Consider the following 21,246-nt stretch of genomic DNA (forward strand, 5'->3'; position numbering starts at 1 on the left):
CAATTTCGGATTTATTTAATCCGGGGTTAAATATTCGAAATTTAGAAATATCCTCCTTTCTTGCGGTCTTCCATTGCAGCTTCGGATACTTTATCATCCATACGTGCACCGCGTTCGCTTATTTTAGAAGCGCTTATTTCGTCTATAATGTCGTCAATTAAAAATGCGTCCGATGCAACTGCAGCAGTACAAGTCATATCGCCAACGGTACGGAAACGTACTGTTCTGCGTTCAATTATATCTTCCTCATCCATATTTAAAACAGGAGAGGCCGCCATTAATTGGCCATTGCGTACAATTGTATCGCGCTCATGTGCAAAATATATAGTTGGCAGATCTATTTTTTCTCTGCGGATATAGTTCCAAACGTCTAATTCTGTCCAGTTACTTATAGGGAACACGCGTACGTTCTCGCCTTTATGTATTTTTCCATTATAGATGTTCCATAGTTCGGGGCGCTGGCGTTTTGGGTCCCATTGGCCAAATTCATCGCGAACGGAGAAGATACGCTCCTTAGCGCGTGCTTTTTCTTCATCACGACGCGCGCCACCAATACAGGCATCAAATTTATGATGAGCAATAGTATCCAGCAGGGTAACAGTTTGTAAAGCATTACGACTGGCGTTTTTTCCTTTTTGTTCAACTACTTTGCCCTGATCTATAGAATCCTGCACACTGCCAACTATCAGTTTTTCGCCAAGGCGTTTAACCATGGCATCACGGTATTCAATAGTTTCAATAAAGTTATGGCCAGTATCAATATGTACCAGTGGGAAAGGAAACTTACCCGGACGGAAAGCCTTTTCGGCCAAACGCACCAGTGTTATAGAATCTTTTCCTCCCGAAAATAAAAGCGCAGGGCGCTCAAACTGGCCGGCCACCTCACGCAAAATATGTATGGCTTCTGCTTCAAGCTCGTCTAAATAATCCAGTTGATTGTGTTTGCTCATTTGTTATCAATTATTAACTCATGCAGGCCGCATTCTTTTTTTGACTGGTCTTCCCACCACCAGCGGCCGGCTCTAAAATCTTCACCCTCTTTTATTGCTCTTGTACATGGCTGGCAACCAATACTTGGGAAACCCCTGTCATGCAAAGTATTATAAGGTATGTTATATTTTTTAACGTATTCTTTTACTTCATCCAGCGTCCAGCTAAAAATAGGATGGAACTTAACCAGGTTATGTTGCTCATCCCATTCTACATTATGCATATCCGCCCTGTTTACAGATTGTTCTGCACGTATACCGGTTATCCAGCATTTATTTCCGTTTAGCGCACGGCTTAATGGCTCCACTTTACGTATCCCGCAGCACTCCTTGCGGTTCTCCACCGATTCATAAAAGCTGTTTGGCCCCTTTGCATTCACCATTTGCTCCACCGCTGCGTGCTGTGGATAATAGGCATAAATAGGCTGCCCGTATATTTCCATTGTGCGGTTCCAAACATAGTAAGTTTCCGGAAATATGCGGCCAGTCTCCAGCGTAAATACTTTAATAGGCAGGTTATTAGCAAAGATCATGTGCGTAATAACCTGGTCTTCCCAGCCAAAACTGGTTGAAAACACTATCTCGCCAGGAAAAAGTTCAGCTAATTTTGCCAAAGCTTCAACCGGTTCTAAACCTGTTGTTAGTTGCTTTATATTTTCTGCTGATTTACTCATTATATTATTTTAGTTATAAAGACAATGATGCTTCGCAGGCTTATCAATATTACTATTACCGCTACTGACATCATTATTGCCTTGGTAGATATTTTATTTGATATTTTAGCTGCTATGGGTGCTGCTAATGCGCTGCCAAAAACCAACCCTGCAACTGCTTCCCAATGCGCGCCGTTCAGCATAGTAATAAAGGTTAATGAACTCATTAACGCTATAAAAAACCTGGATAATTTTACCGTACCTAATGAAAACCGGGGATGGCGCCCGCCGGCAATTAACGTAGACAGTACAATGGAACCCCAACCGCCACCGCCCACTGCATCAATGAAACCACCGCCAAAGCCCAGTAATGGAATTCTTTTTATTTTTCCGCCGGTTCTTTTGCGCTTTAAATTCAGCGCTTTAGAAAATATTACTATCCCTAAAATAAGCGTGTATAAAGAAACAACAGGTTTTGAATATTGGCTATAATGTTCTAAAGATGATAAAATATAGGCACCTAATACAGCACCAATGATCCCTGGAATTAAAAGCATCTTAAATAAGCGCCAATTAATATTATGCATTCGATAATGCATCCATCCGGCTATGCCATTACTTAATATTTCTGAAAGGTGTACACCCATACTCGCTGAAGCAGGAGGGATGCCCATTGTTAAAGAGAATGTTGTAGATGTAACACCATATGACATGCCAATGGCTCCATCAATTAAGGCGAATACAAAACCCGCTCCTAAAAAGTAATAGAATATAGGATTAATTTCCTGTACATAGCTTTTAAATGCCGGCTCGTTAGACCATAATCCTGCTATGCCAACAGCCAACGAAAAGATTATTGACAGCCAAATTAGCCATTGAAAATTTTTACGAACTATTTTTGGTTCTAATAATACCGAGGTTACTTCGTTTAATTTTTTAACCTTATAGGTAAAATCGCCGGTTAATGAATTTCTCAGATCACTCATTTGCTGTAATGTAGTATCCAGTTCGGCTGGTAAGCTTTCATTTAAAACTTCTTTAAGCCGTTTGGCGATAGTGGGAGATTTTCCGTTGGTTGATATACCGATTTTAAGATCACCTTTTTGTACGATGGAGCCCAGGTAAAAATCACATAGTTCGGGCTTATCGGCTACATTGATCAGTAGTTTACGCTGGTGTGCTGATTCTCTGATGTAATTGTTTAATTGGGAATCATTTGTGGCGGCAACAACTATATCAGCATTATCCAGATCATCATCGGTAAAAGATTTTTGGATAATCTTTATACCGGGGTAGGATAGATTATACACCTCAGGAATAATGTTTTCGGCAATAACAGTAACTTTTGCATTTGGGCTATTGTGCAAAATGGCTGTTAATTTTTCTAAACCAACGTTACCTGCACCAATAAGCACTGTATGCAATTCGTTCAGTTTTAAAAAAACCGGGAACAGCTGATTGCCTCCGGCTTTTTCATCCTGAACAGTAGTTAGTGCATTATTTCCGGGTAACAGCGTCATATAGTTTTCTGCGTGATTGGAATAAAGGATGCAATGCCACTACTTCGCCAAATACAATAATAGCCGGCGAAGTGATCTCATCCTTTTTAGCAATTTCAACAATCGTATCTACAACACCAATAGCCAGTTTCTCTTGCGCGGTCGAACCGTTTTGAATTATAGCTACAGGTAGTTTGTGTTTATCTTCTTTTTTAAATATTTCAACAATTTCTGCCAGTTTATGAATGCCCATTAACACTACAATTGTAGCCCTGCTACGGGCAGCTTCATAAACATCATTTGATATATTGCCGCTGGAGGTGGTACCTGTTACCACCCAAAAGCTTTCGCTTAAACCACGATGGGTAACAGGAATATGCTGCAAACCAGGAACTGAAATAGAACTGGACACACCAGGAATAACCTGCGCAGGTATGTTGTGCGCGGCTGCATAATCTAATTCCTCATAACCCCTGCCAAACACAAACGGATCGCCGCCTTTAAGTCTTACAACATGCCCGTAATTAATGGCATAATCAACCAGTAATTTATTTACAGCATCTTGTGAATAGGAGTGGTCGCCAGAGCGTTTGCCTACATATATCTTTTCTGCATGTGCAGGAGCAAATTCTAATAACTCTTCATTAGCTAAAGCATCATACAAAACCACATCAGCTGTTTTTAACGCTTTTATCCCTTTCAGGGTTATCAGGTCAGCATCACCCGGACCTGCGCCAACTAAAGTGATCCTTGGTTCGTTGTTCATGATTGTAATACTGATTCCCTTTTCGCTTTCACTGTTTCTAAAAATGCTGTCGCAGCAGCTTTGTAAGCTGTAGCAAACTCTTCAGATGGTTCGTTTTGATTGATTTGTAATACCAGGTCATTAAAGCTGGTGTTCAATTCAATTTCATTTGTAGCAACATACTGTGCATCAAATTCGCGTATTACACCAACTTGTGTACTGCTACTAACACCTTTATCTAACAATAAAGCTTTTGCCGAGCCGATAAACACATTGTAAGAATGATATATAGCATCAGACCATGCACCATTTGCAAATGATTCATTCGCCCAACCCAATTTCTCGTCAGACTCATATAATAAGGTAGCTACCAAATCAATTATCACACTGGCACATTCACCAACTCCAATAGCTGATACATAAGTTTCCTGGTGACCCCAGTCAACAAAATCCTCATCAGTTAAAGTAGTAAGATCTGCAAGTGGTTTTAATAGTTGGTAAAAGTAATCTTTACCTTGCCTGTCGTAATAGTTATGGAATACCTCGTCGGCAATTGAATTGGCCTTATAATCATCCAATACATCGCGTAATACCTGTGCAGCACGTTTTGCAGGAACTTTAATAACTCTTTCGGCAGCACGGCCAACACCATTGCCAACAGTACCGCCGCCCAGCATAACCTGCATAGATGGCAACACTTTTGCACCGGCTTTAAGCGAGCTGCCATGAAAGCCTATATGCGCCAACCCATGCTGACCGCATGAATTCATACAGCCACTTATTTTTATTTTAATATCACGGTTGTAAATCAGCTCTTCATATTCATTGTAGATCAGATCTTCCAACACACGTGCAAAGGTCATACTGTTTGATATACCCAAATTACAGGTATCAGTACCGGGGCAGGTGGTAACATCAGCTACCGTATCAAAGCCCGGGGCCGAAAAATCTAATTCTGTTAACCCGTTATATAATGCAGGTAAAGCTTCTTTACGAACATATTTTAACATTAAACCCTGGTTTTGGGTAATACGTATTTCGTCAGCCACAAGTGGTTCCAAAACAGCCACCAGCTTACGTGCAACAGCAGAAGGGATATCACCAACAGCTACTTTAATATATACACCGTAAAAACCTTCCTGCTTTTGTTGGAACACGTTGGTAGCCAACCATTGCTCATAACGTAAAGGGTTACTTATTTCAACCTGCGGATAGGTTGTTTGTTGTGGCAAGGCAGGCATAGCAATTGTATCCCTGTCTATCTTATAACTCTTTACCTTATTTGCAGTTCTTTCTATTTTAGTTAAGCGTAATACTTCATCCAATCCCAGCTTTTGTATGAGATATTTCATACGGGCCTTGTTGCGGTTATTACGTTCGCCATAACGGTCAAATACGCGTATAACAGATTCTATGTAAGGTATTAGTTGATCCTCGGGTAAAAATTCTTCGACAATACTTGCCAGTATAGGTTGCGCACCTAAGCCTCCACCAAGCATTATCTTAAAACCACGCTCATTATTGTTATTTATCTTTGGTATAACACCTATGTCATGAATGTAGGAAAAGGCGGTATCATCATCACTTGACGAAAATGATATTTTAAACTTACGACCCATATCCTGGCAAATAGGGTTACGCAGAAAATATTCAAAAGTAGCTTGTGCATACGGCGATACATCAAACGGTTCTTTTGGGTCGATCCCGGCGGTAGGCGAGGCGGTAACATTTCTTACTGTATTTCCGCATGCTTCGCGTAAGGTTATATCGTCTTTTTCCAGGTCGGCCCATAACTGTGGGGTACGATCAAGACTTACATAATGTATTTGTATATCCTGGCGGGTAGTTAAATGCAGGTTACTGCTTGCATACTCGTCAGATATATCGGCTATGCGTAAAAGCTGTTTAAATGTTACTTTGCCAAAAGGTAATTTAATACGCACCATTTGCACACCCGGCTGGCGTTGGCCGTAAACTCCCCTCGCCAAACGCAGGCTTCTAAATTTCTCGTCATGTATTTTTCCTTCACGAAAAGCCCTGATCTTTTTTTCAAGATCTATTATGTCTTTCTCAACAATCGGGTTCTCCAGTTCTGTTCTGAAGCTTTGCATAGTATTTTATATTTGTACGTTAAAAAATGCCTTAGGGGCTTGCTTATGCAAATATATAAATTGCATCCTTTTTGCTATTTTAAGTATCAGTATTGATACGGTCAAAAAAAAGCAACAACAAATCTGCATTTTTTCAACAAATATATATATAGTATATGGAATTGGTAGAATATTTGTTAAAAAATATGTTTTTTAACAATCAGATGAAAAACAAACATTAAACGTTGATAAGTGTGTTTTCCCGACTAATAATATCAGCAATACTTGTTTCTGATAATATTTTTAACGTAGCATCGCGTACATCAATAAATACATCGCGTATGCCACAAGTGGTTTCATGGTGGCACTCATCACATTTATGATAAAAATTTAAACTTGCGCAAGGCACCATGGCAATAGGTCCATCGGTGATGCGCATTATGCTAACCAGGTAAATATCTTTTGGATCTTTATTAAGCGCATAACCACCACCGGCACCCTTTTTACTATATAAAAAACCGGCATTGCGCATGTCTAATAATATTTGTTCCAGGAATTTTTTGGGTATGCGTTCTTGTTCTGCAATCTTTGAAATTTGCATGGGAGGTTTGTCCGTGTTCTTCCCAAGAATTACTAATGCTTTAATAGCATATTTAGTTTTTTTCGATAGCATTTTTTAAAATTATAACTAACAAATATAAATAAAGAATTGTAATCCGCTTAAAAATACCGATTAACTATACTTTTTTTCAATGCTATCAGAATGTCCCAAATTTTTGCCGGGGTTTATTTTATCTCTTACCAATTGTTTTAACTCTTTAATTTCCGGAAAGCGACCCTGATCTTTTCTGTCAAACAAAATATCATCATTTAAATATATAGTATAACGCCCGGCTGTTTCGCTTGGCCGTAAAGTTATTCCGTATAGATCGTCTTCAAAAGTGGTTAATAATTCCTGGGCCATATAAGCAGCGCGTAAAAGCCAGTTGCATTTTGGGCAATATTCAATAGTGATGGATGGTTTCATTTTACCTTAAGCTATAATAAATCTCTCTTCATAATGTACTGTAGATACCAATAATTCGTCGCCAACTGCAATGTTACCCGGGCCCGAATGAATTAAATTTTGCCCAAAGTATATTTTATTATTTTTTGTACGATAAGAGGCAAGGGTTTTGGCAGGCTCCTTACTGTTTGAAGCATCGCTTTGGTCAATAGATATTATATTACATCTGGCACAAAGCTTTACTCCATTAAAGTTAACATTATTAATGGTAATGCTATTCATAACATCTTCCTGGTAAGGTTCACCGCCGGTGAATATTATATTTGGTCTAAACCTATTCATAGACACGGCATTACTTAATCTTTTATTCAGATCATTTAATGATGATTGCCCTATTATCATAAATGGATAAGCATCAGAAAAAGAGGTTATGCTATCTTCATTTGTATATTGAGGATCGGTAAGGCGTTTGGTGTTGTCTGGCATATATACCAGCCTGCAGTTGATTCCTAAAATATTTGTAAACCAATTATCTATTTCATCGCTAACCAATTGGGCTATACAAGTATCATCCCATATTGTTACCGCTATAAGCTGCTGTTTTACAGTAATTAATGGTATGTTAATTGAAGTATGGTTTAACATATGTTCTACTGTTAAAAAGCTTGTAGAAATGCTCACATTTAGCTGAGCCAGCATAGCAACTTCGCGTTGCGAAATGAAGCGGTTATTGGCATCTATCAACATCCATCTACGGTCATATTCAAGGCCCCTGTCAGTTATTAAAGCCTGGTCAACTTTAATACCTGCCAATGATTTGATAGGATAAATATATAGCTCGCTAATTCGAAGCATCTAATAATATTATTTTATTGCAAAGTTATTATATGTTAGCATTTAGATCTTAATAAAATGTGGGAAATCATTCTTAACAGTCAATAAATTTCTACACGTAAAATGAGCCTGCATATAAAGCAGAATTTACTGCAAAGAATATAATAGTTAGTTTATTTGATAATGATTTAACATGTTGATTTCAATGTATTGAAATTTTGAGTGTACCAAGGTGTATCAACGTGTACATGGTACAGTACAGTAATAACATTTAACGGGTATAGGTTTATTGCTGCATTTGTCAAATTAATTAGAAGGGTCTTCAGAATTATTTGAAGGTCTTTTTTTTATGTATCTTTTTTATTACTTTCTTAAATTAAACATTAGCTGCTTAATTTAGCAATTATTAATAACCGCATTTTTATAAGTTAATTAAATGAAATTATCCCCATTTTTAATTTTTTGCTGTTTACTGGTGACTATATGCTGCAGCGCTACTGTTCCGCCAAAAAAGGCAAGTAAATTATATATATATAATTATGAAAATATATTAGGCACATCCTTTGAATTAAAAGTAACTGCCTTATCAACCGCACAAGCAGAATTAGCAGAAAACGCGGCAATGAATGAGATTGACCGGATGAATAAAATATTAAGCGGCTATAACTCATCAAGCGAGTTTAGCCGTTGGTTGCATGGAGAAAAAAAGGCTGTAAAAATATCGCCCGAGCTTTTTGAAGTTTTAAGTCTTTTTGATAAATGGAAAGCCAAAAGTGGTGGTGCATTAGATGCATCGGCACAGATTATTGTAAAACTATGGGCAGATGCGGGTAGAAATAATACCCGGCCCACTAATGCACAACTTGCAGCAGCAGTAGCAGAGGTAAAACAACCTCACTGGAAATTAAACGCGACCGATCAAACTGCTTTACGTTTAGACGATGCGCCATTAATGCTAAACTCATTTGTAAAAAGCTATATAATAAATAAAGCTTGTGATGCAGCTCTTGCTAAAAGTGGGATTACAGGCATAGTAATGAATATTGGTGGTGACATAGTTGTTCAGGGAGCGCATACAGAACAAATACAGGTAAGCGACCCAAAAGCGGACGCCGAAAATGATGAGCCCATAGCAAAGCTTAATATTAGCAATAAAGCAGTAGTTACCAGCGGAAACTATCGCCGTGGAGAATTAATTAATGGTCAATGGCATTCGCATATTGTTGACCCGCGCACCGGGTTACCGGCTGATAAAGTTATCAGCGCGACTGTAGTAGCCGATAACCCAACAGATGCCGGCGCTCTGGCTACAGCAATGAATGTGCTTACACCCGAAGAAAGTAAAGCATTAGCAGCTACAATACCCCACGCTGAATTTATGCTAATAACCAGCGATGGTAAACGCTATGAAAGTAACGGATGGAAGACTTTTGAAATTCCATTAAACAAACAGAACTCAAAGGCAAATATTATACCTGCCGACAATACATGGGATCCAAATTATGAATTACTAATAAAACTGGAATTAAGTGAGATTAACGATTTTCGCGTACATAGCCCGTATGTTGCAGTATGGGTAGTTGATAAGGACAAAAAGCCCGTACGGAACATTGCGCTTTGGTACAGAAAACCCAAATACCTGGATGAAATAAGTAGCTGGTATGATGCATATTACTCCAGGTATGCTAATGGAGATCGTAGTGTAAGTTCAACCACAAGCGCTACCCGGCCAGCCGGAAAATATACCCTAAAATGGGACGGTAAAAATGATAAAGGCGAATTTGTAAAGCTTGGTGCATACACCGTTATGATAGAAGTTGCCCGTGAGCATGGAACACATCAGTTAATGAAACAAGAAATTGACTTTACTAAACCTGTAAAACCTATTAGCCTGCGTGGAAATGTGGAGGTCGCGGCAGCCTCACTTGATTATATTAAGAAAAACTAATGGCTGATAATACAGGGCCCAAAGCCCGTTTATATAAAAGAAAAGCCGGAGGCACACCAAAGTCGGTTTGGGAAAAGCGTACAGCATCTGTTTCCCGGTGGTTGCATATTTACCTTTCAATGATAAGTTTTGTTATTGTATTGTTTTTTGCAATTACAGGCTTTACCCTTAACCATGCAGAATGGTTCGACGGCAAGCAAAGTATACAAAAATATACCGGCAAAGTAAAGCTAAAATGGGTTAAGGTAAAAGATACAGCTGCAATTGCTAAACTGGAGATAGTTGAACTATTAAAACATAACCATCATATTAAAGGTGATGTAAGCGATTTTATTATCGATGATAATCAATGTACCATTTCGTTTAAAGGCCCGGGGTATAGTGCCGATGCCTTTATCGACAGGGATAACGGCGATTATAAAGTAACAGAAACCAGTCTTGGTTTAATAGCCCTCATCAATGATCTGCATAAAGGGCGTGATACCGGTAAAAAGTGGTCGTATTTAATTGACATAGCAGCTATTTTTATGATCCTGCTTTCACTTACAGGTATTATCATGATATGCTTTATGAAAAAGAAACGTTTAAACGGTTTTATACTACTTGCAATTGGTACATTAGTTTGTTACCTGGTTTATTATTTTATGGTACCTTAATTATTTATGAAGAATTTAAAGAAACGACTTAAAAATGGCGAAACACTTAATGGCTGTTGGTTAAATCTGGGTAGCACAATTACTGCCGAAATTGTTGGCCTGTCTGGCTATGATTGGGTGTTATTAGATCTTGAACATGGCGGCGGTTCAGAAAGAGATATATTAAACCAATTACAGGCCCTTGAACACACTCCTGCAGCAGCATTGGTAAGAGTTGAAAGCACACAACGGCAACGCATACAAAAAGTACTGGATATGGGCGCTGAAGGTATAATGTGCCCGCATATTGATAATGCTGCCGAGGCCAGCGAAGTAGCCGTGGGCTTGCACTATCCGCCGCATGGGGTTAGGGGGGTGGCTAAGATGGTTAGAGCTACCGGCTATGGTCAAAACTTTGCAGATTATTATAAGAATGCCCAGGATGACATTTTAGGCATCGTACAAATAGAAACTGCCGAAGCTTTAAACAACCTGGATGCAATAGCAGCAATAGATAATATTGACGTGCTGTTTATTGGCCCTAATGATCTTACTATGGATATGGGCATTCATGGCCAGTATGACCACCCGTTATTTAAAGACGCCTTAAAAAGAACCGTTGAGGCCGCCGAGAAGGTGGGTAAGGCAGCAGGTATACTTATTTTTGACGTTAATGATTATCAAACCTATATGGATGCAGGAATAAGGTTAATTGGATGTGGAGCAGATGCAACATTTGTAGCTAACGGCGCGCTTGCTATGGCCAACCAAATAAATACGGTCAGAGAAAATTCTAAAAAATAGGATAAAGCATTCTCAAAAATGACAGGTTGTAGTGTTTCACAAAATAATGAAACACATGAAACACTCTTTTAGGTTAACATACTGGTATATAGCTATTTGTAAAAATAAGTGAAACACTTTGAAACAGTACAAATACTTTAGGTGAAACAGCCTAAATACTTTATAGTAAGTAATTTATGCTTTTTTACCGATTTTTGCAAATATGGGGTGAAACACCTGATGTGAAACACTTTTTTCCCAAAAAATCTATGAAATACCAGAGAAATCGCTTTTAAAATAGACTGTATCAAACAGGTCCTTTACCCATAACGGCGATTTTTTGGCTAAAGCCGATGCTAATTCTTTTACGGGGCCCGTCACATAAATGTGACGGCAATGATAACAAAATAGTTTTTTCATTGCCGTTTGGCTTCAGCCAACGGGCTAAGATTATAATTATAGACGGGCTTTAGCCAAAATCGGTACTTATATTTAGGAGCTATTCCTGCCTGCAATTTTAAAGCGTTTGCCAGCTATGAGATACCCTGCCGGATAGTATATTGATTTAAATTTGTATACTGTCTTTTCATTGCCTGTTACTCTGGTGAGAACACCTTATAAAAAACAAAATTTGAACAGATATTACCAGCCCGGTGTGAAACCTAAACCAAATACAGGTTTGTTAACGTCATTACGGTTAAATGGCACCGCCAGATAGGGCTCTAAAACAAAGTAACCAAAAATATTTACACGTAGTGAGACACCAGTACTTAATGCCGGAACGCGTTGATTGGTGTTATAAACATTATTGCCATTTTTATCAACTCCTATTTTGTCGGGCGCTGTCTGAAACTTTACCTGGTTACCAGAGCTCCAGGCTAAACCTGCATCAAAAAAGAAATTAAGCTCAGAAAAAAAGAACTTAGATTTAATTTGCGATAGTCTTTCGGGCCCGGTAAAAGGTAAACGAACCTCAAAGTTTGCTATAGCTGTGCGTGTTCCTGATAATTGATCAATAGTAAATCCGTTACTTGGTTTACCATTTCCGTTATAAAAGGTTTGTGCTTCGTATCCCCTAATTAAGAATGGGTAACCAATATATAAAGGATATAAACCATTAGAATTACCAAAACGACCATACCCATACAGCCTTACAGCAAAAGTAACCGGGTCTACCCGTACATACTTACGCAAATCAATAGTTGGTGCCAAAAACTTGTAAGTACCAAAATCATATTCGGCCTCTATGCGGTAACGGAAACCATTAAGCGGAGATGCTACACCAAAAAATGAATTATCGCCAACCAATGATGTATTTACCTGGAAAACCGTAAACGGATTTAATACTGCCCCACCATTTAACGGATCGGAATTATAGGCGGAGTTTGTTATATGATTTTTTTGATAATTAAGTACATTCCCTAAAGTGTCATAATAGGTGCTGTAGCGGTCAACCCGATAATAGAATTGTGATGCACCACCGCCAAATTCTACCCGGCTGGTTTTCGAAATAGGATAGGAGGTAAATAAAGAGATCTGATCCTGGAAAATACGAATTATATCGTAGCGTTCTTCTGTAGCAGGTATAGTTTTACTACCGGTATTATAAGTAGTATTCACTAAATTATAATTGGCAAATTGATAGGGGATATGTGATATACCGCCACCAAAGTTCCACCGGCCTTCTTGTTTTATATATACCACTTGCGCGCCAAAATCATAAACCTCGCCATTTATAGCAGCACCTGCATATATTTGATTACGCCCTAAAATGTCGCTAAACACACCCTGGACACCACTTGATAAACCCGTACCAAATGAACTTACCGATGCCCCAATACCACTGCTGGCTAAATAATCTAATTTAAATTTTGGTTTATAAGCCTGGTCTTTAATAGAATCAGTAGATAATTTTTGATAAGCCAGATAATTATTAAGGTTTGAATTGATCAGATCTACTCCAACTGCACGAGCCGGGGGCAACATTGCCGCGTCAAAATTAACCTCGGTGCCGCTAACAGTCACAGGGTTAAAATCAGACACTTTTGCATTGTAAAGCGAATATTTTTGAGATCTGTAATAGGAGTAAACAATATCATTATTAGCCGATATACTTAAGGCAGGTGAGAATTCTGTAATACCACAAATACCTGTAAATAAGTTGGTCATTTGCTCTAACTTACCTGTGCTGATTGTATAGCGGTATAGGTTACGGAAACCATCACGATTTGATAAGAAATAAATCTGCGTACCGTCTGATGAATATTGAGGATTTAAATTGTTGGCCCCGTTAAATAATATTATATCCCTGGTTTGGCCGGTAGCCAGATCATATTCAGCTAAGTTGAATGTTATATCTTGTGATAATGAGCGGTCATAAGTTGTCCTGTCGCTTGTGAAAACTATTTTCTTACCATCCCGCGAAAAACTTGGCTGATTATCAGAATACTTATCATTAGTTAACCGGGTAATTTTTTTAGTATTGAAATTATACAAATACAGATCGCTTTGCCCTTCGGCTAATCCCTGGAAAACAATTTGATTGCCATCCGGCGACCATGATAAGTTACTAAACTGCTCGGCCTTATCCATCGAAACATCATCTATTATCCGGCCACTGGGTACTTCAACAACCAGCATACGGTTACGCCCCTTATTAAAAACGCTAAAGGCAAACTTTTTGCCATCCGGCGACCAGGTTCCGGCAGATTCAATAAAGTTAAATTCGTCTATGTGGGTATTAGATACCTTACTGGTGAGTTTCTTTATTACCACCCCCGTCTTGGCATCAGCCAGGAAGAGATCTATGGTAAATAAATTCTTTTCTGATAAAAACGCAACATACTTGCCATCAGGGCTTATGGCCGGCGCCACATTCATTTTACCTGAATTTTTATCACTTATAATTAACTGACCTACAGGCTTTTGAACCGTATCTTTTAAATAAGGTTTATACGTGTTTTCTATTGAATTTTTCCAAAGACGAGACAGCGTTTTATCATCATAGCCAAAGGTGCGCCTTATGCCATAAGCTAAACCGAAACGGGCAGTATTTTTAAAGAAAGGGGTAATAATGGTATCCCCATAGGTTGATCCTATAAAACCCCAAAATGCCTGGCCGTAACGATAAGGGAAATATTTACTGCTTTCGGTTAAATCTTTTACCGTTGGAATATCATGGTTTAAGTAAGCATCACGCATCCACATGGCTGTATATGAGTCGCGTTTACCTAACGAAAGGTATTCGGCCATACCTTCTATCATCCACAAGGGCAAATTATTTATATTATCATAATTCGCATCATCCTTACCCAACAGCAAGTGATATTGGAAAGCATGCACCAACTCATGCCCGATAACGTGCCTGGTCATTTGGTTGTTTTCCATAACAGGCATTACAACGCGGTTCTTTAAACCTTCGGTAACACCGCCTGTACCTACATCTATCTCGCCATCAATAGCTGTGGTTTGCTGAAAATCAGGGTGATTGGCATATAAGATAATAGGGTTGGCATTTTTAAATGTATCTCTAAAAACCTGTTGATGCAGGGTGTACCAAAGCTCGCTTTCCTGCGCAAAGCCTTTAACCATACTATCATTTTTCAGATAGTAATAGATCTCGAAGTGCGGGGTTTTATAAACCTTAAAATTTAATTTTTTGTAGCGAACCTTATTTTGCCCGAAGTATTGCGCATTTGCACCCGGGCCCAAAAGCAGCAGACTAATAAAACAAATTAAAATGAATGAATATTTCTTTGGTTTGTTTACAGGGGAGAAGTTTTTATTCATAAATTTTAAATATCGGTGCTAATTTACCAAATGCTTATAACATTACGTTAAGATTAATTGCCGGGTTGTTTTAGCTCGGGTAATACTGCTCCACGCGTTGTATCTACCGGCATATCAAGGCTATCTGTAGCTGTTGTATCAACTGCTAATCTTGGCGAAGGGCAATCATAACTTTTGGTGATCTTTGTCCATGGTTTAGGAAATGCACCATAGGTATAGCCCGATTGCGGATCAGCATAAACCCGTTGCATAAAGCTGCCGAAAATAGGAAGAGCGGTATGTGAGCCTTCGCCTGTCTCAGAGTTTGTAAAGTGTACGCTGCGGTCATCAGCACCTACCCATATACCGGTAACCAGGTCTTTGGTAATACCCATATACCATCCGTCAACATAATCAGATGATGTGCCTGTTTTACCGCCTATCTGATTGTTTTTTTTCCATAATCCCTGGTATTCCCATAATGCCTGCGATGTGCCTCCCGGTTCTTCCATACCACCTCTAAACATATACAGCATCAACCAGGCAACTTCTTCGCTAATCGCTCTTTCGGTTTTTAATACAAACTCTTGTAATATATTGCCATCCTGGTCGGTTATTTTAGTTACCAGTAACGGGTCTATTTTTTCACCTTTGTTTAAGAAGGTACTGTAGGCCCGTACCATTTCATATACCGATACATCGTTCGATCCCAATGAAACCGAAGGAACCGCCTTTAAGGGGCTTTCGATACCGCATTTATGAGCATATGCAACAATTTTATCCCAACCCACCTTTTCGGTTACCTGTGCAGTAATTGAATTTACTGATTTCCCCATTGCCCATCGTAAGGACATTTCCTGGTAGGTAAATTTAAAATCAGCATTGTTAGGTGCCCAAACCTGGTCTTTACCTTCGTCGGTATATTTAATAGATACGGGTTGATCTGTAAACTTATCGCATGGCGAAAAACCATTATCTAAAGCTGTTAAATAAGCGAAAGGTTTAAATGTTGAACCGGCTTGTCTTTTTGATTGATTTACGTGATCGTAATTAAAGTACTTGTGATTAATTCCGCCTACCCAAACTTTTATTTTACCGGATGATGGCTCAATGGTCATCATCCCGGTATTTAAAATGCGGGTATAATATTTTATAGAATCCGTACTTGAAAACGTAGTGTCCTTTTCACCATTCCAGGTAAACACTTTCATTCGTTTTGGTTTTTCAAAATATTGGTTTATCTGGTTAATATCACCATTATACTTGGCTACCAATAATTTGTATATAGGCAAATGCTGTTCGGCCTTTAATAAAAAGTCGGTTATTTCATTGCCCTTCGAATCGCGCCATGGGTTTTTTGTTCCCCAAAAGTTGTCAAAACGTCTTTGCAGCATCTTCATTTTTTCAGCCACCGCATCTTCTGCATGTTGTTGTAATCGCGAGTCGATGGTGGTATATATTTTTAAGCCATCTTCATAAAGGTTATAATCATTGTCTTTACACCATTTTTTTAACCAGCGCTCAACCGCCTCCCGTATATAGGAATCGCCGTGCGAATCATCCTCTACATAGCTTAAATTAAGCCCTATTGGCATTTTGGTATAGGTAGTATAATCAGCTTTGCTTAAAAAGTCATACTTCTCCATTTGCCCTAATACGGTATTTCTGCGTTCAACAGCTTTATCCGGATTGTTTATCGGATTATAGGTTGATGTAGCCTTAAGCATGCCTATCAGCGTGGCAGCCTCGGCAGGGGTAACGGCGTCAGGGGTTTTATTAAAGAACTTAAGTGACGCAGTTTTTATACCAAACGAATTGCTGCCAAACGGTACCGTATTTAAATACAGGGTAAGTATTTCCTGCTTATTATAAACATGCTCAATTTTATAGGCGGTTAGCCATTCCTTACATTTTGAAACCAGTGTGCGGATAACGGGGATATGCCTTAATAGTCCCTGCGATTTTCTTTTACGGGTAGAATATAGGTTTTTTGCCAATTGTTGTGTAATGGTGCTGCCCCCGCGTTTATCTCCTTTAGCGGTTGAAAGTATACTGGTAAAGAAAGAATAAAAATCAACGCCGCCATGTTTGTAAAACCGTACATCTTCTGTTGCTACCAATGCGTTTATCAGGCTGGGAGATATGGCTTTATAATCAACCGGCGAACGGTTTTCACGATAATATTCTCCTATTAATTTACCATCGGCTGTATATACTTGTGAACCAACAGATAAACTTGGGCTCCTAATATCTTGCATATCAGGCGAATAGCCAAACAACCACAGGAAATTTAATTCAATGCAGCAAAAAAAGATAATTAATGAATATATAAAGATGAGGAAGTATCTCAGGTATTGGTTTTTTATACGTCTGAACATGCGGTAAAGATGTAAAATTATGGCTCAAAATCATAGCCCGTTAATAATTATGTAACAACGTAATTTTAACTGTTAAATTTTAGGAGAAGTAAGTTTATAAGCAATGCAAAATACGTTGTATTTGGTTTACTTTTTGGTTGCTTTCGCAAATTTATTAAATGCCAGGGCCTTGTTTATCCAACTATCAAATTCCTTTTTTGTTTTCATAGCATCTTCACTTACAAAAATAAAATCTTTTAGCGCTTTGCCATTACGTATCATGCCGCGAACGCCGTGTTTTTCAAGGGCATCCTTATATTCGGGACCTATGCGGCAAAGCATTTCATCACCGCTGGCGCAAACGCACATTTTGCCATTCACCATAAAGCAAATGCCCCGGAACATTTTCTTTTCTTCAATATCCGGCAGATCATGGTTTGCTAATGCTTCTCTTATTTTATCAGCAAGTTTTTCGTTGTAGGCCATTGTTTATAAAATAAATGGATAATGTTTTACTAAAAATGTGCTTTGGTAACAAAACTTGATTTGCCATTTTTAACAGCTATAGCCTTAACTATAGTTCTTGCTGAAATGGATATCGGTTTACTATAAACAGCCGAAGCCGTTGTAGGAGCAGAGCCATCTATTGTATAATAAATAGTATTAGCCTCTGTATCATTACTTCTTATCTCTACCTGTGTGGGCGGGGCAAACGTTTTTAATAAAACTATGGTTGGGTTGGGAACTATTAAGTTGTCTGCGATATTAGATTCTGGTTTCTCTAAATCCTGCATAAACATTTTATTAGCCAGGCGGCCGGTATAAACTTCAAATTCACCACCGTTGGCTATATCTGTATAATCCAGGTAGAGTTTGTTGTATGACTTTTTATTAAGGCTCATGCCCTGTAAATAAATGTTATTCCTGCTTACTAATGAACCTGAATTTAAGATGGTGAATTTCTTGCCATTCTCCAGGTTAATAACCGCCTTTTCAAACTGTGGCAAACCTACCTGGAACTGCTGCTGACCGGGAGCAATATTGTATATCCCCAACGAACTCATTACATACCAGGCCGACATCTGCCCGCAATCATCATTACCCGCTAAGCCATCCGGTTTATTACTATATTCTTCGCTTAATATGCGGTTAATGTAAAACTGCGTTTTGTCCGGCTCATCGGTAAAATTAAACAGGTAAGCCATATGATGGCTTGGCTCATTACCATGTGCATACTGGCCTATTAAACCAGTAATGTCAACCCGCTGTATGCCTGTCATTTTTGATGACGTGGTAAATAATTCATCCAGTTTATTTTCAAAGTTTATTTTACCGCCCATACGGTTTATTAAGCCATTTACATCCTGTGGTACCAGGAAGGTATAATGCCAGGCATTGCCTTCTACATAGTTTTTATTTACCTCTGTAGGGTCAAATGGTTTATACCAATCGCCATTAATGCGGGCCTGCATAAAGCCATTGTCTTTATTCTGAACGTTTTTCCAGTACTGCGCGCGTTGTATGTATTCGGCATATTCCTGCGGCTTATTCAGCATTTTAGCCATTTGGGCGATGCACCAATCGTCATAAGCATATTCCAGCGTTTTTGATACCGATTTAGGTTCATCATCAGCCAATACCAAGCCATTTTTACGGTAGGAATCTAACCCATACTGATTGCGGTTTACTGCAGATTTCATAGCAGTAAAAGCTTTTTCCGCATCAAAATCTCTTATACCTTTTGCATAAGCATCAACAATAACCGGGATAGAATGGTTGCCTATCATACAATAGGTTTCGTTTGACGCAAGCGGCCAAATTGGCAATAAACCTTTTTGGTCGTACATCGCCAGGAAGCTTTTAATAAAATCAAGCGTGCGTTTGCGGTCTATTAATTCCAATAGGGGATGCTCGGCCCTAAAAGTATCCCATAAAGAAAATACGGTATAGTAATTAAAGCCTTCGGCAACATGTATCTTTTCATCCATACCACGATACTGCCCATCAACATCACTGTAAATGTTTGGCGATAGCATGCTATGATACAGAGCAGTATAAAATATGGTTCTTTTAACTTTTCCATAATCAACAGATAGTACTTTTTTAGCCGGAACACGACGGCTGGCGCCATAACCCATATTATTAGCTGATGGCTGTTGTTCTTGCTCTGCCTGTGGGCTGCCGCCTTCAACTTCAATTTTTGCCAGTTCATTTATCCAGGCTGTTTTGGCGGCTCTCTGTACCCTTTTAAAATCGAAATCAGGTATTTCGGCATCAAGGTTCTTTAACGCCCCTTCTGCACTTACTGCTGATATGCCCACCTTTGATATTACTTCGCCGGGATTGGCAAATTGGATATAGAGTTTAATGTTTTTGCCTTCTGCCTTTTTTAATCCATTTTGCAAAACATCATTAACTGCTATGCCATAAGTTTTAAATGGCTTTGAAAACTTGGCATAAAAATATACATACTGATCTTTTGCCCAGCTTTTTGATTCGCGCATACCCCGTATCTCATGGTCATTTACTATCTCGATCCATGAATTAATTACGGTATCACGGTGTTGCAGATCAATAATAATATTTGCCTGTTGGGTTGATGGATAAGAATATCGATGCATACCCGCCCGGGTGGTGGCAGTTAGCTCCACATCAATGCCATATTTATTGAGCCTGGTTTTATAATAACCGGGAGATGCTGTTTCGTTCTTTTTAGTAAACGGCGAGCTATAATCGGTGTTTTTAAATTGAGGGATGCCTGTTGTTGGCATAAACAGGATATCGCAATAGTCGGGGATGCCTGTACCACTTAAATGTGTATGCGAAAAACCATAAACAACAGAATCTGTATAATGATATCCGGAGCAGCCATCCCAACCATCTAAACGCGTATCGGGGCTTAATTGTACCATACCAAAGGGCAATACAGCACCAGGGTAAGTATGTCCGTGCCCGCCGGTACCAATAAATGGGTCAACAAACTGGGTATAATCTTTTTTCTTTTGTGCCGATGCGGATACAACGAAACCAAAAGTAACTAAAAGTAAAACACGGAATAGCTTTATCACTTTACAGATTTATTTTCAAAGCGCAAATTAACAAAGTTTATCAGGTTTGTAAGCGGGATAGTTCTGTAATGTGTTAAATACAATTAAACAATATTAAAATCGTCGGCATCCTTTAAAAATGGGAGGATGCGCCGTGTTTTTATAACTTCATCTGCAATTATAGTAAAGGTGTAAAGGTCCTCTTCATCACGTTTATAGTAAACCACATTGCCATTTGGATCTATACAGGTTGAATCGCCGGAGTGATATACCTCATTGCCATCATGCCCAACACGGTTAACACCTATTACGTAAGCTTGATTTTCGACAGCACGCGCGGGTATTAAAGTGCGCCAGTGTAAAGCTCGGCGCTCCGGCCAGTTGGCAACTATAATCGACAGATCGTAAGTTTCATTTACGTTCCGCATCCATACCGGGAAACGCAGGTCATAACAAATCATTGGGCAAATTTTCCAGCCCTTTAGTTCTACAATCAACTTTTTAGTGCCTGCTGTATAGATATGGTCTTCTTTGGCTAAACCAAACAGGTGCCTTTTATCATAATGGCTGTGCGTTCCGTCGGGCGACATCCATATAAGCCTATTATAATATTTCCCATTTTCAGCTATAATAAGGCTGCCTGTTATTACGCAGGCATATTGCTGTGCAATTTTATGCATCCATTGCATAGTTTTACCACCCATGGGTTCGGCAAGTTCCTCAGCATTCATGGTAAAGCCGGTATTGAACATTTCGGGCAGTATAATAAGGTCGGTTTTTTCCCGTATACCGGATAACCGCAAAGCGATGTTTTGCAGATTTTTATCTATTTTTTCCCAAAACAGGTATCCTTGAAACAAAGTGATTTTTAAATTATCCATAATATTTAGCT

The 21,246-nt window shown here is 38.9% G+C and carries 17 protein-coding genes; 3 read left to right on the forward strand and 14 right to left on the reverse strand.

Going from position 1 to position 21,246, the window contains the following annotated elements:
- Positions 1–41: 41 nt before the first annotated feature.
- From cysD to JWR23_RS16230, 8 genes are all read right to left on the reverse strand, one after another.
- A complete protein-coding gene (gene cysD / locus JWR23_RS16195) occupies positions 42–950 on the reverse strand; it encodes a sulfate adenylyltransferase subunit CysD (RefSeq protein WP_299517351.1) in 909 nt (302 codons plus the stop codon).
- Positions 947–1,663, reverse strand: a complete 717-nt coding sequence (locus tag JWR23_RS16200; RefSeq protein ID WP_299517353.1) for a phosphoadenylyl-sulfate reductase — start codon at positions 1,661–1,663, stop codon at positions 947–949. The genes cysD and JWR23_RS16200 overlap by 4 nt, the downstream gene beginning before the upstream one ends.
- Positions 1,663–3,162 carry a TSUP family transporter gene (locus JWR23_RS16205; protein WP_299517355.1) on the reverse strand — a complete coding sequence of 500 codons (1,500 nt, stop codon included), beginning with the start codon at positions 3,160–3,162 and terminating at the stop codon, positions 1,663–1,665. Before JWR23_RS16205 ends, JWR23_RS16200 begins: the two co-directional genes overlap by 1 nt.
- On the reverse strand, positions 3,140–3,907 hold the full coding sequence (gene cobA / locus JWR23_RS16210) for a uroporphyrinogen-III C-methyltransferase (protein WP_299517357.1): 768 nt from the start codon (positions 3,905–3,907) through the stop codon (positions 3,140–3,142). The genes JWR23_RS16205 and cobA overlap by 23 nt, the downstream gene beginning before the upstream one ends.
- Positions 3,904–5,997 (reverse strand): nitrite reductase, encoded by a 2,094-nt coding sequence (locus JWR23_RS16215; protein ID WP_299517359.1) that lies wholly within the window; start codon positions 5,995–5,997, stop codon positions 3,904–3,906. The genes cobA and JWR23_RS16215 overlap by 4 nt, the downstream gene beginning before the upstream one ends.
- A 217-nt stretch (positions 5,998–6,214) precedes the next feature.
- The gene (locus JWR23_RS16220; RefSeq protein ID WP_299517361.1) at positions 6,215–6,649 is read right to left on the reverse strand and encodes an Rrf2 family transcriptional regulator; all 435 of its coding nucleotides are present in this window, start codon (positions 6,647–6,649) and stop codon (positions 6,215–6,217) included.
- A gap of 60 nt (positions 6,650–6,709) precedes the next feature.
- The gene (locus JWR23_RS16225; RefSeq protein WP_299517363.1) at positions 6,710–7,003 is read right to left on the reverse strand and encodes a SelT/SelW/SelH family protein; all 294 of its coding nucleotides are present in this window, start codon (positions 7,001–7,003) and stop codon (positions 6,710–6,712) included.
- A gap of 6 nt (positions 7,004–7,009) precedes the next feature.
- Positions 7,010–7,837 (reverse strand): MOSC N-terminal beta barrel domain-containing protein, encoded by an 828-nt coding sequence (locus tag JWR23_RS16230; RefSeq protein ID WP_299517364.1) that lies wholly within the window; start codon positions 7,835–7,837, stop codon positions 7,010–7,012.
- A 415-nt stretch (positions 7,838–8,252) separates the two neighbouring features.
- On the opposite strand from JWR23_RS16230, the gene JWR23_RS16235 reads away from it, so the two are divergent.
- From JWR23_RS16235 to JWR23_RS16245, 3 genes are read left to right on the forward strand one after another with little or no spacing between them, the layout of a single operon-like run.
- A complete protein-coding gene (locus JWR23_RS16235) occupies positions 8,253–9,764 on the forward strand; it encodes a DUF2271 domain-containing protein (RefSeq protein ID WP_299517366.1) in 1,512 nt (503 codons plus the stop codon).
- Positions 9,764–10,420: a PepSY-associated TM helix domain-containing protein gene (locus JWR23_RS16240; RefSeq protein ID WP_299517367.1), complete on the forward strand. Its 657-nt coding sequence runs from the start codon at positions 9,764–9,766 to the stop codon at positions 10,418–10,420. Before JWR23_RS16235 ends, JWR23_RS16240 begins: the two co-directional genes overlap by 1 nt.
- 6 nt (positions 10,421–10,426) lie before the next feature.
- Positions 10,427–11,203, forward strand: coding sequence for an aldolase/citrate lyase family protein (locus tag JWR23_RS16245; protein ID WP_299517368.1), 777 nt, complete (start codon positions 10,427–10,429; stop codon positions 11,201–11,203).
- Between the two features lie 246 nt (positions 11,204–11,449).
- On the opposite strand, the gene JWR23_RS16250 is transcribed toward JWR23_RS16245, so the two are convergent.
- The 6 genes from JWR23_RS16250 to JWR23_RS16275 form a co-directional block, all read right to left on the reverse strand.
- Positions 11,450–11,602, reverse strand: a complete 153-nt coding sequence (locus JWR23_RS16250; protein WP_299517369.1) for a hypothetical protein — start codon at positions 11,600–11,602, stop codon at positions 11,450–11,452.
- Positions 11,603–11,824: 222 nt separating this feature from the next.
- Positions 11,825–14,971, reverse strand: coding sequence for a tolB protein precursor (locus JWR23_RS16255; protein WP_299517370.1), 3,147 nt, complete (start codon positions 14,969–14,971; stop codon positions 11,825–11,827).
- A gap of 53 nt (positions 14,972–15,024) precedes the next feature.
- Positions 15,025–17,328 (reverse strand): penicillin-binding protein 1A, encoded by a 2,304-nt coding sequence (locus tag JWR23_RS16260; RefSeq protein ID WP_299517371.1) that lies wholly within the window; start codon positions 17,326–17,328, stop codon positions 15,025–15,027.
- A 126-nt stretch (positions 17,329–17,454) separates the two neighbouring features.
- Positions 17,455–17,793, reverse strand: a complete 339-nt coding sequence (locus tag JWR23_RS16265) for a TfoX/Sxy family protein (protein WP_299517372.1) — start codon at positions 17,791–17,793, stop codon at positions 17,455–17,457.
- 29 nt (positions 17,794–17,822) lie between these two features.
- Positions 17,823–20,375, reverse strand: coding sequence for a GH92 family glycosyl hydrolase (locus JWR23_RS16270; protein ID WP_299517373.1), 2,553 nt, complete (start codon positions 20,373–20,375; stop codon positions 17,823–17,825).
- An 83-nt stretch (positions 20,376–20,458) separates the two neighbouring features.
- Complete coding sequence (locus tag JWR23_RS16275; RefSeq protein WP_299517374.1) at positions 20,459–21,235, reverse strand: amidohydrolase; 777 nt, start codon at positions 21,233–21,235, stop codon at positions 20,459–20,461.
- Positions 21,236–21,246: the final 11 nt, after the last annotated feature.

It is taken from the genome of Mucilaginibacter sp. (assembly GCF_028288205.1).
Taxonomy (GTDB): domain Bacteria; phylum Bacteroidota; class Bacteroidia; order Sphingobacteriales; family Sphingobacteriaceae; genus Mucilaginibacter.